This is a genomic window from Streptomyces sp. NPDC002446, from assembly GCF_053595675.1.
Map to the genome: position 1 here is coordinate 23,514 of NZ_JBSFYC010000013.1, position 15,585 is coordinate 39,098.

8 protein-coding genes and 1 pseudogene are annotated in these 15,585 nt (G+C 66.3%); 4 read left to right on the forward strand and 5 right to left on the reverse strand.

Annotation, left to right across the window (positions count from 1 at the left end):
- Nucleotides 1-25: 25 nt before the first annotated feature.
- Entirely contained in the window at nucleotides 26-991 is a 966-nt protein-coding gene (locus ACWD6P_RS10345; protein WP_451443615.1) for an iron-containing redox enzyme family protein, read from the reverse strand.
- Between the two features lie 1,037 nt (nucleotides 992-2,028).
- Entirely contained in the window at nucleotides 2,029-3,573 is a 1,545-nt protein-coding gene (locus ACWD6P_RS10350; protein WP_451443616.1) for a UvrD-helicase domain-containing protein, read from the reverse strand.
- A gap of 305 nt (nucleotides 3,574-3,878) precedes the next feature.
- On the opposite strand from ACWD6P_RS10350, the pseudogene ACWD6P_RS10355 reads away from it, so the two are divergent.
- Nucleotides 3,879-4,090: pseudogene (locus ACWD6P_RS10355) on the forward strand (tyrosine-type recombinase/integrase); the annotation flags it as partial.
- A 376-nt stretch (nucleotides 4,091-4,466) separates the two neighbouring features.
- A complete protein-coding gene (locus tag ACWD6P_RS10360; RefSeq protein ID WP_451443617.1) occupies nucleotides 4,467-6,602 on the forward strand; it encodes an AIPR family protein in 2,136 nt (711 codons plus the stop codon).
- A gap of 555 nt (nucleotides 6,603-7,157) precedes the next feature.
- Here ACWD6P_RS10360 and ACWD6P_RS10365 read toward each other — a convergent pair.
- The 3 genes from ACWD6P_RS10365 to ACWD6P_RS10375 are packed head-to-tail and all read right to left on the reverse strand — an operon-like array spanning nucleotide 7,158 to nucleotide 13,164.
- Entirely contained in the window at nucleotides 7,158-8,744 is a 1,587-nt protein-coding gene (locus tag ACWD6P_RS10365; RefSeq protein ID WP_451443618.1) for an N-6 DNA methylase, read from the reverse strand.
- The gene (locus tag ACWD6P_RS10370; RefSeq protein WP_451443619.1) at nucleotides 8,741-10,282 is read right to left on the reverse strand and encodes a restriction endonuclease subunit S; all 1,542 of its coding nucleotides are present in this window, start codon (nucleotides 10,280-10,282) and stop codon (nucleotides 8,741-8,743) included. The genes ACWD6P_RS10365 and ACWD6P_RS10370 overlap by 4 nt, the downstream gene beginning before the upstream one ends.
- The gene (locus ACWD6P_RS10375; protein ID WP_451443620.1) at nucleotides 10,231-13,164 is read right to left on the reverse strand and encodes a DEAD/DEAH box helicase family protein; all 2,934 of its coding nucleotides are present in this window, start codon (nucleotides 13,162-13,164) and stop codon (nucleotides 10,231-10,233) included. The genes ACWD6P_RS10370 and ACWD6P_RS10375 overlap by 52 nt, the downstream gene beginning before the upstream one ends.
- Before the next feature lie 209 nt (nucleotides 13,165-13,373).
- Between ACWD6P_RS10375 and ACWD6P_RS10380 the strand changes: the two genes are divergently transcribed.
- Both ACWD6P_RS10380 and ACWD6P_RS10385 read left to right on the forward strand, forming a co-directional pair.
- Nucleotides 13,374-14,741 (forward strand): AAA family ATPase, encoded by a 1,368-nt coding sequence (locus ACWD6P_RS10380; protein WP_451443621.1) that lies wholly within the window; start codon nucleotides 13,374-13,376, stop codon nucleotides 14,739-14,741.
- Complete coding sequence (locus ACWD6P_RS10385) at nucleotides 14,738-15,493, forward strand: HNH endonuclease (protein WP_451443622.1); 756 nt, start codon at nucleotides 14,738-14,740, stop codon at nucleotides 15,491-15,493. The genes ACWD6P_RS10380 and ACWD6P_RS10385 overlap by 4 nt, the downstream gene beginning before the upstream one ends.
- Nucleotides 15,494-15,585: the final 92 nt, after the last annotated feature.

Consider the following 15,585-nt stretch of genomic DNA (forward strand, 5'->3'; position numbering starts at 1 on the left):
TCCTCCAGATGGGGGGGTGGCGGAATCAGGCGGCGGACGGCATCCGCTCATCCAGGTACGCGGCCGAGGAGTTCAGGCGCCACATGATGCCGCGCGCGATGGCACGCCGCATGTACGCCGACTCGGCGGCGGGCAGCACCACGTTGTGGAACCAGCCCTGAGCGTGCTGGGAGTCGATGGTGATGTGCAGCCGGTGGTAGGTGATCCCCACCTCGGGAAGGCCCAGCCGCTCCCATGCGTGCACGACCTGGACGAACCGGTCCGGCGCCATCCACTCGGTCATACCGAGGTAGCCGACGGCCTCCGGATACATGGTGCGGTAGCGGCTCAGCAGCAGCGCGAGGTTGCCGTTGAGCAGAGAGGTGGCAGAGAGCGAGCGCTCCAGCTCCTCCTCCGTGATCTCGAATACCTCGTAGATCTTGTTGAAGAGCGTGGTGTGGACCTGCTCGTGGTCACCATTGCCCATTTCGTCCCAGAAGTTGGAGGCGATCTCCATCTTCGCCGCGCCCGCGGTACCCACCTGCATCATGGCGAGCAGGTCGTCGAAGCGGCCGTCGACCACCGACTCCTGCATCACATAGTTCCGCAGGTCCTTTTCGGTGGCCTCGTTGCGGATGAACTCGTGGTAATACGGGTGCTTGTACACCCGGTGGGTGCGGGCTATCTGCTTGAGCCAGGACAGATAGGCCCGCGGCTCCGAGGGAGCCTCTTCGAGCAGTCCCGGCTCGATCAGCCGGTCCTGGGACTCGGCGGTGGCGGTCTCCAGCAGCCGGCCTATCTCGTACACCGCGACGGACCCCTCAGCAGTCTCCTGCTGCGGAATCTTGGTGTGCAGACGGTAGATACGGTCGAGCAGGAACTGCTGCGCGTACAGCGCTGCCGCGTCGCCCCCGGCCGCGGCCTTGTTGATGCCGGCCACGTCCTCCAGGACACGGGCCCGCTCGCTGCCTGACAGGACGGCGTCAACCTTCTCGGGTGCCGAATCGAGCAACGCAGTAATCTTGTCCGCCGTGGACATGAACGGGGAAGTGGATGCGACCTCAGCCTCAGAACTAACAGTTTTGGACATGTGTGTGCACTTTCCCTTCAATTCCCTCATTGAATTTTCTTGCCGCGCTCCGGAGCCCCCCGGCACGTTCCCGAAGGACCCCGGAGTCCGCCCTGCCTGATGCGGTGCCACCCCCGGACTGGCACCCCGAAATTTCTCGCAACGCTCCCGCAAACGTTCAGCACTTTTCGGGGGTGGAAGATGAAGCCGGGCAGGAGGAATTCAGGAATTCCCGCTGCCACAAGGCTCGTTCACCACCGCAGAATTTCAGGAGGGGTACCGGATACCTGCAGAAAGGGATACCGGATACCTGCCAGTCAAGGACCCTCGCGAAACACCCGCCCGCACTCACTGCGCCAGGCCTCCCTCAACGAGCGCGATGTCGAATTCAGCGGGCATCCCAGAGACTGGACGACATGCGTGGGCCTCCCCCCTTCCGGTACAGACGCGGCGACCGAGAGATGTCCGCGCCTGCCCTGGCGCTCGCTGGCCAGTCTGCATCGACCCAACTGGGCAAACTCTGCATACTTTCTGGACATCCCCTGTGCCCCTGCACCACGCCCCAGCCCAACAGGCCCCTGCCGGGCTTCGCCACCTGCCCGGGTACGGCACGGACGGCGGCTGCTTCACGCCATGAAGATTCCAGGATCCGACTGAATTCCGCGGGGGCGGAATCGGGGGCGGGGGCGGAGGGCCGAGGCGCGAGGTCCGAGGTCCGAGGTCCCGAGGCTCGGAGGCTCGGAGGCTCGGAGGCTCGGAGGCTCCGAGCAGCGTCCACAGAGGCTGCTCCGAGCAGCGTCCACACCGGCCGGCCGGCGGGCAGGCGGGCAGGCCGGCCGGCCCGCACGGCGCCCCGGCCCTCCCCCGATCAACCCTGCCCGGGCACCCCGCCCACGTTGGCTCCACCGACATCGACTGGTCACGCTCTGCACCGTCGGCGGCGGCGAGGCGTTCGATGCGCTGCCTGATGTCGTCTGTGGCTATCGGGGAAAGCTGCGCTTCCCCAGCGCGTCCCACCCTGAGGGCCGTTCAGGGTCCTGGGGAAGGCATTTGCCGCCGGGGTTGCCGTCCGGATGCTGGTTGATCCATGACAGACCGCCCAGGTCGAGGCCGTGCCGGGCCCGGGTGACGGCGACGTAGGCGAGGCGGGCCTCGGCGTCGTCGATGTCGCCGGGCAGTGGATCGCCGTTCTCGTCGGTCTCCTCCTGGTCGACCGGTTCCTCGAAGTCCTCGCCGATCCGTACGGCGGCCCATTCGCGGCCCTTGGCCTTATGGGCGGTGGAGACGACGATCTCGGCCCCTTGCTCGGCCGCGAGCCGGTCCACCGCTTGCAGAATGACGTCCACCCCGTGCTCGTCGACCAAGTCGACCAGAGGCAGCAAGTCGCGTCCGGACGGGTCGTATTCGGCGTACTCCTGCAGTTCGCCCCAGGTGTCGAAGAGGATGAGTTCGGGGTGGGTGCTGCGTTTGCCGGCCTTCAGGTCGCGGGCGGCCCGGGCCAGGGCCCGCAGTGCGTCACCGCCACCGACGAGTGCGACGCGGCGGCCGGCTTCCAGCTGGCGCATGACTTCGAGCATGGCGCCGACATTGGACCGGCACAGGATCGCGTCCGGCTCCTCCAGGCGTTCGAGCCGGGTGTCGATGGACGGGGTGCCGGTCAGGCGAATCGGGGAGTCGACGATGTGCAGCCATCGGTTGGCTTCCTCGGCCAGCGCGGCGCCGAAGCGGAACGACTGGGACAGAGCCAGCTGGCTGCCATCGAAGTCGCTCATCACGTCCCGTGCCCCGCGCCAGCCGTAGATGGCCTGGGCCGAGTCACCGACCATCACCAACTGGCTGTGATGCCGCTGGGCGTTGAAGATCTGCTCGACCACCGGGTTGGTGTCCTGGGCCTCGTCCAGCAGCAGAAAATCCGCTTCGATCCTCGGCTCGGTCAGTGCCCAGATCTTCAGGTAGTGGTCGTGATCGAAGCGGACCACGCCGTCCTGTGGGTTCTGGAGGTCGTCCCATGCCTTGGCCGCATACGGCAAGACGATGTCCACGAGCTGCGCGTGCAGGTCCTCAGCCTCGACACCTCGCAGGCGGGGAACGTGACGGCGCTTGATGGTGCGGTCCGCGGACTGGCAGAAGCGGGTGACGGTCCGCAGCACGGTGTAGGACAGCGCCTTGTTGGTGACGTTGCGATCGCCGATCCGGACCCTCATGTTGACGGCGATGCCCAGCGAGGCGCCGGTCTTCCAGCCAGGCACCCGGGGCGCGTTCAACCGGGATCCGTACTTGCGGCCCACGGCTGCGAAGGCGAGCGAGTGGGCGGTCCTGCACCGCACATTGGCCGGGAACTTGCGCGCGGCGTCATTCGCGATCGACTTGTTGAACGCTATGTACCGGCCAGGTTTGGTCGTGCTGGCCGCGAGCATCGCCAGCGTGGTCGTCTTGCCGGTTCCCGCTCCGGCCTGGAGGACCAGGTGGTCCCCGCGCCGGAAGGTGTCTACGGCCGTGCTCTGCTCAGGGGTAGGTGCGGGCATCGCGCTCCTCAAAGGGTGGATGCGGTTTCATAGCGCAATCGAACGGTGACACGCGGAGAGGATGCCCGTCTGGCGATCACGAAATCTCTACATCGCCTGCAAGCCCAGACAGGCAACAGCGCGGCCCGGCAGGGCTGCCGCAGTAGGGCGAGCACTCTCGCCTGATGGCGCGCCTGCTGGCCGCCGGGCTGTACTGGGGTTGCAGAGGACCGGGGTCCCGGGCCAGCCGGGTGGGGACCGAGCCCGTGATGCCGAGCGTCGGAGGGCTGCTTCGGCCCGGCGGTTGGGGATGCGGCTGCGGCCGGTCCGGCCAAGACCTCATCGGCAGCCTGACGGTGAGCGAACGGCTCGACCGGTGGCTGGAGGGCAAGCGGATCCGGAAGTCCGGCCTGAACCGCTACGAGGGACCGACATCCGCGTCCACCTCAAGCCCCACATCGGGCACCGGCGCCTCGATGGGCTGCGCGTGAGCCACCTCAGCGACATGTTCACGGCGGTCGCCGACGCCAGCGCAAAATAAAACCCCAGGTCACGAACTATGTGACCTGGGGTTTCAAGATGAGCCGCCTTCGGGATTCGAACCCGAGACCTACGCATTACGAGGGCCTGCAAGATCGTGACAGGTGAGGGTGGGAGGTGCCACCGAATCCCGTTTTCCCAGGTCAGACAGGTGAGATCAAGCCCCGCGTGCCGTCCGGCCCATCCTGTACCACCCCGTCCGCTCACGCAGCGCTCACGCGTCAGCAGCGGCATCTGCGAGAACGGTCAACGGGATGACCCTGCGTCGGGCGATCGGAGCTCAGGACCCACTGTGGCAACGATCAGCACCCTGCCCTCCTGCTCTGTCCCTAGACTGTGTCAGGGCGACGCAACGCAGGGCACTGGGGGAAGACTTGGAAGAGACAGAGCGCAGGGCTGCAACGGCTCCCATCCGTATCCACCAGATCCGCACTGCGCTTCTGCAGCAGTACCGGGGCCTCATCTACGACGAAGACCTCAAAGGGTACGACCAGCAAGGCTACGAACAGCGCTTCCTCTCCCGCGCGTTGACAGCGGCTGCAGTACGCGAAGTGACGGGTTGTGATCACAAGAGCGCCGGCGCCTCTGTCATTGATGGTGAAGATGACCAAGGCATCGACGGCGTTGCTGTCACCGAGGGCACACAAGAGGTCTGGCTCGTCCAAGCCAAGTGGAGTGACGAGGGCAAGGGCAAGCTCGACACCAACGCGGCGCACAAGCTCATCGCTGGTCTCCGCCTCATCGAGCAACGAAGTTTCGACCGCTTCAACGACCGCCTGGAGCCAATCGCTGCACGAGTCAACGCCGCGATGCACGATGCCCGGCTCAAGGTGACTCTCGTAATCGCTGTCATGGGTGTGGGGACCCTCAGCAAGGAGACCACAACCGTTCTCGACGATGCCCGGAACGAGTTCAACGGCCTCGGTCCGGTGCTCGAGTACCGGGTGGTCCATGCTGCGGACATCCTGCAACAGATCCGGGAGGACCTGACTCCCGAACCTGTGCGGGTGACCGTACGAATGACGAACTGGCTCAGGCGGAACACTCCACTCACCGCTTACCAGGGCACCGTTCCAGCCAGCAACATCGCCGAGTGGTACCAGGAGCACGAAAACCGGCTCTACGAGCAGAACCTACGTCAGTCCCTCGGTACAACCCGAGTCAATTCCGGCATGCTCGGCACCCTGGTGGACGAGCCGGAGAACTTCTGGCTCTTCAACAACGGCGTGACCGTCCTGTGCGATGAGCTGGAGGAGGATTGGCCGGGGCGCCGCCGTCCGGACGAGCCAGTGCACCTGCGCATCTCAGGGGTCAGCGTCGTGAACGGCGCACAGACCGTCGCAGCGGCACACCGCGCCACGAAGGCGGCCCCCGAGGCGGTCGAGGACGCCGAGGTCACGGTCAAGGTGATCGTCGTCGACAAGGACATGCCGGATCTCGCACAACGCATCACCGAGACAACTAATACGCAGAACCATGTGGAGCAACGCGACTTCATCGCCCTCGACGAGGTGCAGGCGATGATCCGCGAGGACTTCATGCTGTCCCTGCAAAAGTCCTACGTGTTTAAGCGTGGTGAACCCGATCCAGCGCCGGACGAAGGGTGCTCTGTGGTGCACGCCGCCATTGCCCTGGCTTGTGCGCACCGCAATACCGAACTCGCCGTGCGCGCAAAGCGGGACACTGACCTTCTCTGGGAGCGTGGCAGCGGAGGTGCCTACCCTCGGCTCTTCGGGGAGCGACCGGGGGCCTTCCAGATCTGGCGCTCGGTACTCGTGCACCGCACTGTGGGCACCGCCCTGAACGAAGAACGCAAGCGGTTCCAGAAGCGCGCCGCCGACGTGAGCCAGCGAGGTGACCTACTCGTAACCCATCTGGTTTTTCAGCTTCTCGATCAGGACCGTATCGACGATCCCGAGTACGACTGGAACGCGGCGCTGCGAGAAGTTCCCGGACTCACCAATCGCGTCCTGTCCTGGCTGATCCACCACATTGACACGGAGTACGGGCAGACCTCGTTCCTCAGTGGAACACTCACTGACGCCGGGCGGTGTAAGCACCTCGCGGAGCTAGTCCTGCGTGACGCCGAACGGGAAGGGGTCATCCCCGACCTGCCAGCTATCTACAAGGCCACAAAGGAGAGCAAGCGCAAGCCACGCCGCCCCAACGCTGTGCCCACCCTCGTGGACCACGGGAAGATCAGGAACGGGACACCAGTCCACCTACGTCTGTGGAACAAACCCGAGATCGATGCGCTCACCCCGTGGCTAGCCGAGGACTCCCGACGCGGTGAGGCAACCTGGGTGAACGACCGTACGCGGTGCCTAGTGTGGGCGGTAGACGGGCGTGCTTACTCGCCGACGCGGCTGGTCCTGAACCTCTACGAGCTCGCCGGCTGGGAGGAAGCGCCTGTGGCGGTCCAGGGCCCTGCACGGTGGACTCTGGACGGTGGCGCAACCCTCTCAGAACTGGCACGGACATTGCTTGACGAGCAGGCCGAACAGGAATGAGTGCGGGCAACGCCGCAACGCTGGCTGGGGAACACTCACTCACCCACGGCAAGGGGTCGAAAAGCCCTTCAGCGAGGCGGCTCGAGGTCGACTCATCCGGTGGGGCTGCTTGAGGCTGAGGGCCTGGTGGGCGAGGGCACGCATCATCCAGGCGATGTGGCCGTGCGGGTCGGGCGTCAGACCCCGCAGGCGATGCCACCGGACGGCTCGTGGCGACCGACCGGACCACGAGCTGGGACCGCTCGATCGACGGCAAGGACGGCTTCCACGGCGATGTCGCCCTGGACGGCCCCTTCCTTCCGCTCGTCGCTGCCTGTCTTCACGTGGCCGGCACCCACGCGAGTTTCAGTAGGTCAGATCCCACGGTGATCCACCAGGCAGCCAGTCGCATCGTCGCCGGTGAGACCCTGCCCGCCGTCCGGCCGCGGCGCCGCCGAGCTTGCTACTACGGAACTCCCCCGGTTGGTTGTCCTACGAGCGTGGACGGTGACCGTCACAAAATTCCGCCCACACCCGAAGAGGCCCCAACCTCGCAGGACACCGGTATCGCCCGGGTCAGTCGACCTGGGCGGGCAGTTCCACCCCCAAATCCTGAGCAAACGCCTCGATCTCGGCCAGCGCCCGCCTCAGGTCATCGGTGACGGAGGCCGTCAGTTGCTCGATGGAGGGTGACTCCCCGGCCTCGGAGGCGGAGGGGTCCAGCAGGCCGATGTCGAGACTCACCCTCTCGTCGGCGAGCAGTTCGCTGGCGTCGAAGGGGCGGAAGAGGTCGGACTGCCGTTCCTTGCGGCTCTGGCGGTGCGGGTCGTCGGCGGGGAAGGCCCGGTGCTCGAAGTCGGCGAGGTGCTCGGCCTTCAACGGGCGCTGTTTGAGAGTGAAGTTGCTGCCCGTGCGCAGGTCGTAGACCCACAGCTGGCCAGTGTTCGGCGGGTCGTCGTCCTCGCGGTGGTCGGGGACCGCGTCGAAGAAGAGGACGTTCGCCTTCACGCCGCCTGCGAGGAAGATGTTGTCGGGCAGGCGCAGCATGGTGTGCAGGTTGTAGTTGGTGAGCAGTTCGCGGCGGATCTGGGCTCCCGCGCTGTTCTTCCCACCCTCGAAGAGGACGTTGTCCGGGAGGACCACGGCTGCCCGGCCCCGGTCTGTGAGCAAAGTCCCGATGTGCTGGAGGAAGTTGAGCTGTTTGTTGGTCGTGGTGAGGTCACCCAGCCAGAAGTCCGGGCGGTAGTACGCCACATCGTCGCGGTTGCCGTCGTCCTCATCGCCGTTCCCGCCGGAGATGGCCAGCTTCGAGGCGCGGCCGAAAGGCGGGTTCGCGAGGACCATCGAGGCGAGCCGGTCCGACGGCTTCTCCAACGCGTCCCGGACCTCGATGAGCGGCTGGCCGACCGGGTCGCCGAGGGAGTGCAGGAGCAGGTTCATGGCAGCCAGGCGAGCCGTGCTGGGCACCAGTTCTGTACCCCAGATTTGCTTCGTGCGCAGGCGGTTCAGGTCCTCGTCGGGAAGATCCTTGCCGTACTCCCGGATGATCTGCTGGTACGCGGCGAGAAGGAAACCACCCGTGCCGCAGGCGGGGTCGGTGATCGTGTCCTGCGGGGTCGGGCGCATGCAACGGACGATCGACTCGATGAGAACGCGCGGTGTGAAGTACTGCCCGGCACCCGCTTTGGTGTCCTGGGCGGTGCGTTGCACCAGTGCCTCGTAGGCGGCGCCCTTGATGTCGGAGCGGCCCTCGTACCACTTCTCCTCGTTGATCAGATCGACGATGAGACGGCGGAGGTTGGCCGGGTTTTCGATGCGGTTGCGGGCCCGGTTGAAGATCAGGCTCAGGGTGGTGTGGTCGTCGGCGGCGCTGCGGTGGCCCAGGTCGGTGAGGAGCTTGGTGTATGCCTGCTCCAGGGGGTCGCCTTCCAGGCGGACGAGTTCAGACCAGCCTCGGGTCTTCCACTCATCCGTGGTCGGGAGGACGTGCTCGTGTTCCTCGGCGGGCAGGTATGCGTTCAGCTTCTCGATCTCGTCGGCCATCTTGAGGAAGACCAGGAAGCTGAGCTGTTCCAGGTAGTCGATGCTGGAGACTCCGTCGTCGCGGAGGACGTTGCAGTAGTTCCACAGACGTTCGACGAGCCGACGGGCTTCCTGATTCACGAGCTGAACTCCAGTGGGAGGGTGGTCTGTTCGCCGTCGAGGGCGGGGGTGTCGCGGTGGGGTGGGGGTGCCGGGGTCGACGCCTGCCTTCGCTTCGTGCGGGCGGCACGTCGGGCTGCCTTTCGTGCGGCCTCGGCGGCCTCGCGTTCGACGCGGATGCGCTTAAGGAGGACTTCGGCGGGCTCGTCGTCCGGCTTCTGGGGGGCTAGGCGGCCGGAAAAAGCTTCGGCGAGGAGGGCGCGACGGAGGGCAACGACATGCGCAAGGGCAGTTCTGGCGCTTGTTTTCGCCCGATTCAGACGCGCACGCGCCACCTCGGCTGCAGAGACAAGGCGTTCCTGGTCCTGCAACGCAAACAACGGAATGGTCAGCGCCTTCAGCTTCCGTGTGCTGAGTGTGTGGAGTCCGCTGGTGGAACTTGCGACACGTTGCAGGCGGCGAGCAACCGTCGGCGAGTTCCAGACGAGTTCCAGGTAGGCAGGAATGAGTTCAGGCCCCGGACGGACACGGATCAGGTGGTTCTGATGCACGCAGTCCTCGATCTCCCCATGCCAGACGGCTGCCCGGCCGATCTGATCGGGGCTTCCGTTGCCTTCGACAACAAGCAGGTCGCCGTCTGCGAGGCGATACCGTTCGATCTCGTTCTTGAAGAGTTCGACCTTGTGTACGTCTGCCAGGTCAAGCATGCCTCGCGCCACGTTGGCCACGCGAAGGAACGGATACGCGTTGTCCACCGGACGTCGTCGGGCCTGCTTCTGGATTCCCCCGCTTACCTCCGCGACCAACTCGACGAGGTGGTCTTTCGGAGCCGCCACATCCACTCCGGGCATGGTGCCCGCTGCAACGGCGTCGAGTACCGCATTCCAAGTCTCGGAGATGCCTTTCAGGGCCGCACGCAGCTTCTGTTCAAGCACATCCAACCGCGCCACCCCCGCATCGACCGCATCCGCGATCCTCCTCTGCTCAGCCACCGGTGGCACGGGAACATGCCAACCCACCAGCTTCGCTGCACCAAGATGACGGATGCCGACCCCTCGTGTGGCCCGCGCGAACTGCCCCCTCGCCGCCTCGTACCAGAGCAGATGAGCGAAGTAACGCGGGTCGCCCTCGTCAAGACGCACTCGAATGAGCGTGTTCTGGAAGCAGCAGCCCTCGATCTCCCCGTTCCACAGCACCGGCTTCCCCACCTCGCTCGGGCTGCCGGAGGCCTCGTTGAGGAGGATGTCGCCGGGCCGGAGCCGGTAGGTCTCGAACTCGTCGTCCGTGAAGTTCATCTTCTTCACGTCGGCGAGCCGCAGGCCTCCCCAGTCGACATTCGCGGCACGCACATAGGGACGCATGTGATCGCCCTCGGCGTGCTTGGGTGATCTCTGACGGCCCAATCGGACCTCGGCGACCTCCCCCACCGTCGCCCAAGCCCATCCCTCCGGCAGTTCCCCCCGCCCAAGCCCCCAAGCCCCGCCGTCTCCGCCCCTACCGCTCCCGCTCACGCACCCAGTTCCTTGTCCAGCTCGTCCACCAGCTTGACCGGCTCCCACCGGCTGTTCCTGAAGGCGTCCACAAAATCGCCGTAGCCGCCCTCCATCCGCCGATGTCCCTCCATCAGCGACTTCACGCTGACCGTGGCGTTGGCGGCCACCACGTCGGCGACCCGGCGCAGCCAGGCGCGCTGCCGGTCGTCGAAGGTGACGCCGGCCGTCTCCTGACGGGCTAGCCATCCCTCCAGGCGGCTCTCTACCGTACTGCGATACGGATGGAAGTCCTCGCCGTCGAACCCCAGCTCGTACCGCATGATCGACAGGAACTCGACCAGGCCCGCGTTGCGTCGCGGGCCGCCCCTGGCGATCTCCAGGTCGACGTACGCCTTCCACAGCCTGGCCTCCGTCCACTCCCGCCGCGTCGCCCTGACCTTGGCGATCAGTTCCTTCAGCACACGCAGGACCTCGCGCGGCGAGCGGCGTTCGTGGAAGGCGATGCGCAGCGGGGCGATCTGGTCCTCATGCTCGGCCATGTAGGTGTGCCAGTCATCGACGACCTGGCGGGCCTCCTCCTCGTCGTGCAGGCCACGTGCCTCGATGAGCTGGTCCCGGCTGAGGTGGTCGATGAGCAGCCAGCTGTCGCGCGCCGCCTCCAGCAGGGCCGCCCGTAGTGCGTCGCTGTCCGTGAGGGGGAGTACGGCGGCGGCGATCTCCGAGCCCTCGTCCACCACCTCGCCCTGCGCACGGGCCTCCGCCCTGCGGTCGGTGTCGGCGGCCCGGACCAGGGTGACGACGAACTCCTCGTACGATCGGCCGCTCAGATGCTGTTCGATGACCGCCCGGCCCTGGTCGTCGAGACGGCGGCCCAGGCGGCTGAGACGGCCCGCCAGCGTGGCGACATCGTCCACGTGGAGGGCCCGGCCTTCGCCGCAGGCCGTCAGCAGGCGCTCCAGACTGGGCACCGGGGGCTCGTCGTCCCGGACCAGCGGGCGCGAGTCCACCTTCGGGTGCTCGGTCACACCCACCGCGTCGACGATCACGAAGCGGTCCTTGTGAACGGCGTCACGGGTGACCTTCCGCAGGTCGTGGTCCTTGATGGTGCGGGCGCCGCGCCCCTTCATCTGCTCGAAGTACGACCAGGTGTGGATGTCCCGCATGAAGACAAGGCACTCCAGGGCGGGGATGTCCGTACCCGTGGCGATCATGTCGACGGTGACGGCAATGCGCATACCGGGCTTGTTGCGGAAGTCGCTCAGCGCCTTCTTCGCCTGCGGCTCCTGGCTGGTGATCTTCCGGCAGAAACCGGGGCCCGCGTCGAACGCCGTGTGGACCGCCGCCACGATCGCGTCGGCGTGCAGGTCGTTCTGGGCGAAGAACAGCGTCTTCGGGACGATCTCACGGCTCTGGATCTCACCCGTCACCCGGTCATTCACGGGCGGGAAGATCTCCGTGAACAGCTTGTCCCGGAAGGTCTCCACGACGAGGCGGATCTGGTCCTTCGAACGCACCCGCTGGTTGATCTCGACGGGAGCGTACGGGTCGGCCTCCTTCACCGTGTGCCAGCGTTCGGCCCTGCTCTCCTTGTGTACCTTGGCGATGACCGAGTTATATCGCTCGACCCGGCCGTCGGGATGGACCTTCTCGCTCAGCTCGGGGATGGTCGAGCCACGTTCGGTGATGTTCGTCCAGATCTTGTAGATGTCGTAGTCGACGTTGACGCTGTCGGCGACGGCCTGCGGATAGCTGTACTGGCTGACCAAGTTGTTGTCGAAGAAGCCGAAGGTCTCGTCGATCGGCGTCGCGGTCAGGCCCACCACATGGGCGTCGAAGTAGTCCAGGACCGGCTGCCACCGCCCGTAGATGGAGCGGTGGCACTCGTCGACCACGATCACGTCGAAGGTGTCGGGGGGCAGCTCGGGGCAGTAGCTCACGCGTGCCACGTCGCCCGCCAGCCGGTCCACCGCCTTCGTCTCGAAGTCCCCGAAGCCGTCGAGGTCCTTTTTGAAGTCCTCGTCGTCCCTGAACTCCGCGTCGTCCGGCTTCGGCGTCCGGATGCCGGCGAGCTTGCACCACAGCCGCTGGATCGTGGAGATCACGATCTTGTCGGACTCCGCGACCTCACCCTTGTTGAAGAGCCTGAGCGGCATCTGCTGGTGGAGCGGTCGCTCAGAGCCAAGCGGAGTGAAACCGCGGTAGGCGTTGTACGCCTGTTCACCGAGGTTGTTGCGGTCCACGAGGAAGAGCACCCGATGGGCTCGCGCGTGTCTGAGCAGGCGGTAGCTGCTCTGCACCACGGTGTACGTCTTCCCCGAGCCGGTCGCCATCACGATCAGGGCCTTCTCCTGCCCCTTGGCGAAGGACCGCTCCAGCCCCTTGATCGAGCGGCGCTGGGCGGCCCTGAGCCGCCTGTGGTCGAGACGTTTGTCCGGTAGCCGCCGCAGGCGGGCGCGCAGCGTCGGCGTGTCCGGGTTCTCCTCGGCCTCGCTCATCCAGCGGTCCAGGGTGGTCGGCTGGTGCGGGGCGAAGACCCGGCGGCTGTGGGCGCCTCCCTGGGGCGCGTCGGGGGCGGACGTGCCGTCCAGGCGTTCTCCGTCCAGGATGTTGCGGAAGTGCCAGGCGGCGCCGTGGATGACGTATTGGAAGGGCGGCAGACCGCGCTCCCGCCATACGCGGTTCTTGTCGATAGTGGCGACTCTGGCGGCGTACGCCTCCGCCGCGTCGAATAGCGTCTCGGGGTCACTGTCCGACGGCCCGGACACGACGATCCCGCACATCGCGCGGCGTACATAGAGCACGAAGAGCACCCGATCGACCTCTGGCCGGACCCTCACCGCCTCGTACTCGACGCCGAGTTTGCGGTCGGCCGGTTCGTGCACCCGCCATCCGGCGGCGGTCAGCGCCGCCTCCGCCTTCCCTGCCCACTCCGGCCCCGTGCCGCTCACGGTCCCTCCCTGCTGACTCTGTCCCACCGCGCGTACACCGATTAGAACAGCTGGTGTACGCGGGTCGCGGGGGTACGGCAGGATCGGGCCAGCACAGATCCCGACCCGGGCGGCGGGTGTCGTAACCGCTCCGTACAGTGGGCGGTGTCACTGCGGGTAGCGGTGGGTGACGGTACAGAACGAGGAGAAGAGAGGACCGGCCGGTGTACGTGGCGAGGCTCAGGATCAACGGGTTCCGTGGATTCCACGGGCCTCGTGCCTGTGACCTCGACTTCGAGCGGCCTGACGGCGGATATGCGGGCTGGACGGTGCTTGCGGGGCGCAACGGGTCGGGGAAGACGACGCTGCTGCGGTCGATCGCGATCGGGCTCGCAGGACCGAGACGGGCCGGGCAGCTCGACGGGGACCTGGAGACCCAGTTGTCCTATGGAGCGTCCCAGGGGAAGCTGGCGGTCGACGTCCTGCCCGACCCTGGCGTGGACACAGGCACTCGCGAGCCGGACAAGATCACCGCCGTGGCGCTCTGGGAGCCGGAATGGGAGTCGGAACCCGGTCAGGACGACCCTCCGGTCGAACTTGTGTTCCAGCAGGACCGAGAGAGAAGCGCCCGCAGCGTCCTCGACTATCTGTGGTCGTCGACTCCACCCCCGGGCTGGTTCCACGCCGCGTACGGGCCCTTCCGCCGGCTCACCGGCACCGGTCTGTACGAGCGAACGCCACAGGTACCTGACCGTACGGCCGCCTTGCGCACCCTGTTCGAGGAACAGTCCGCGCTGACCGAGGCGTTCGACTGGCTGCTGTCTCTCCACCTGCGGGCGCTGGAGAACAAGCCCGGAGCCGCCGCACTCAAGTACGGGGTCATCGACTTCCTCAACGGCGGGCTACTGCCCGAGCCGTACCACATCGAGGATGTGGACTCCGACGGAATGTGGCTACGGCACCTGGGCGGTGAGGACGGTGCCGAGGGACCCCTGATCGAGCTGCGCCGCATGAGCGATGGGCAACGGACCGTGGTGGCACTGGTTCTGGACATCGTGCGCCAGATGCACGCCGCCTACGGGGAGCTTACGTTCCGCACGGAGCACCAACGCACCTACCTGCCGCACCCCGGCGTCGTCCTCATCGACGAGGTGGACGCTCACCTGCATCCCTCGTGGCAGCAACGCATCGGGGACTGGCTGAAGTCCCGTTTCCCCGCAGTACAGTTCATCGTCACCACACACAGCCCATACGTCTGCCAGGCTTCCGATCCAGGCGGCCTGATCCGCGTACCTGGCCCAACCGACAACGCTTCCCCCGGGCCGGTCTCCGAAGAGCTGCGGCAACGCATCGTGTACGGCACCGGTGACGATGCCGTCCTCTCCGAGCTGTTCGGCCTCGACACCCCTTACTCCGAACAAGCCCGTGCCCTCCGGCAGGAGTTGGTGGAGTTGGAGGCGCGTGTCGTCACCGGCGAGGCGACTGACGACGAGGAGGCCCGGCACGCGACGCTGCGCGCTAGGTTGAGCAGTTCCCCCCGGACGCGCGCCACCGAGTTGCAGGCTCGTCTGAAGCGCCTCGGAGTTCTCGACGAATGATTCGGGTGCAGCGTGTCGAGCTGCCGCGTCAACTGGCCGCGCGGGCGGTACGTCTGACCGAGCAGATCAACGAGTTCTCCAGCGATGTGCGTGTCTCCGAGGCGAGAGGCTTGTGGAAGAACACGACGCATCGGCGCAACCTCGTCACTCCCCTGCGCGGGGTGCTCCGCGAGATGGCTCACGGAAACCGCTGCTGCATGTACTGCGGCGATGATCTGAGCACGGACATCGACCACTTCGAGCCGATTGCCGAAAACCCACTGCGGACCTTCGACTGGCTCAACCATCTGTTGGCTTGCTCAGAGTGCAATAGCACTCACAAGAAGGACAGGTTTCCACGCGATCCCGAAACCGGCGCACCCCTGCTAATCGACCCGACGACCGAGGATCCCTTCGATCACCTATACCTGGGCCTCGACACTGGCTTGTACCTCGGGCGAACGGAGAAAGGCCGCCAGACCGAGCGGGTCTGCGGACTCAACCGGGACGACCTTCCCGAGGCCCGGTGCATCGCGCGGGACGGGGTTGTCATGTGTGTGGACGGCTGGCTGTCCGGCAGAGAGCAGGGAAACGAGCGGAAGATGGCCGTCGCCGTACGGACCATCCGGAACCAGCCCTTTGCCGACGTCGCCCAGTTCATGTTGCGGCAGGCCATGCTGCCAAGGGCGTCCGCCGCGTTCGCCTTCGACCTCGGCGAGGAGACTCTCCACCATCTGCGCGACCCGGAACTACGGGCCGCACTGCTGGCCTGAGCGCAGGGTAGCCGGACGTTCCTCGTCTGCGGCACCGTCGTGGCCAGTCGCGCCCACGCGGCGGAGCTGCACATCGATACGGCCCCGCGCCT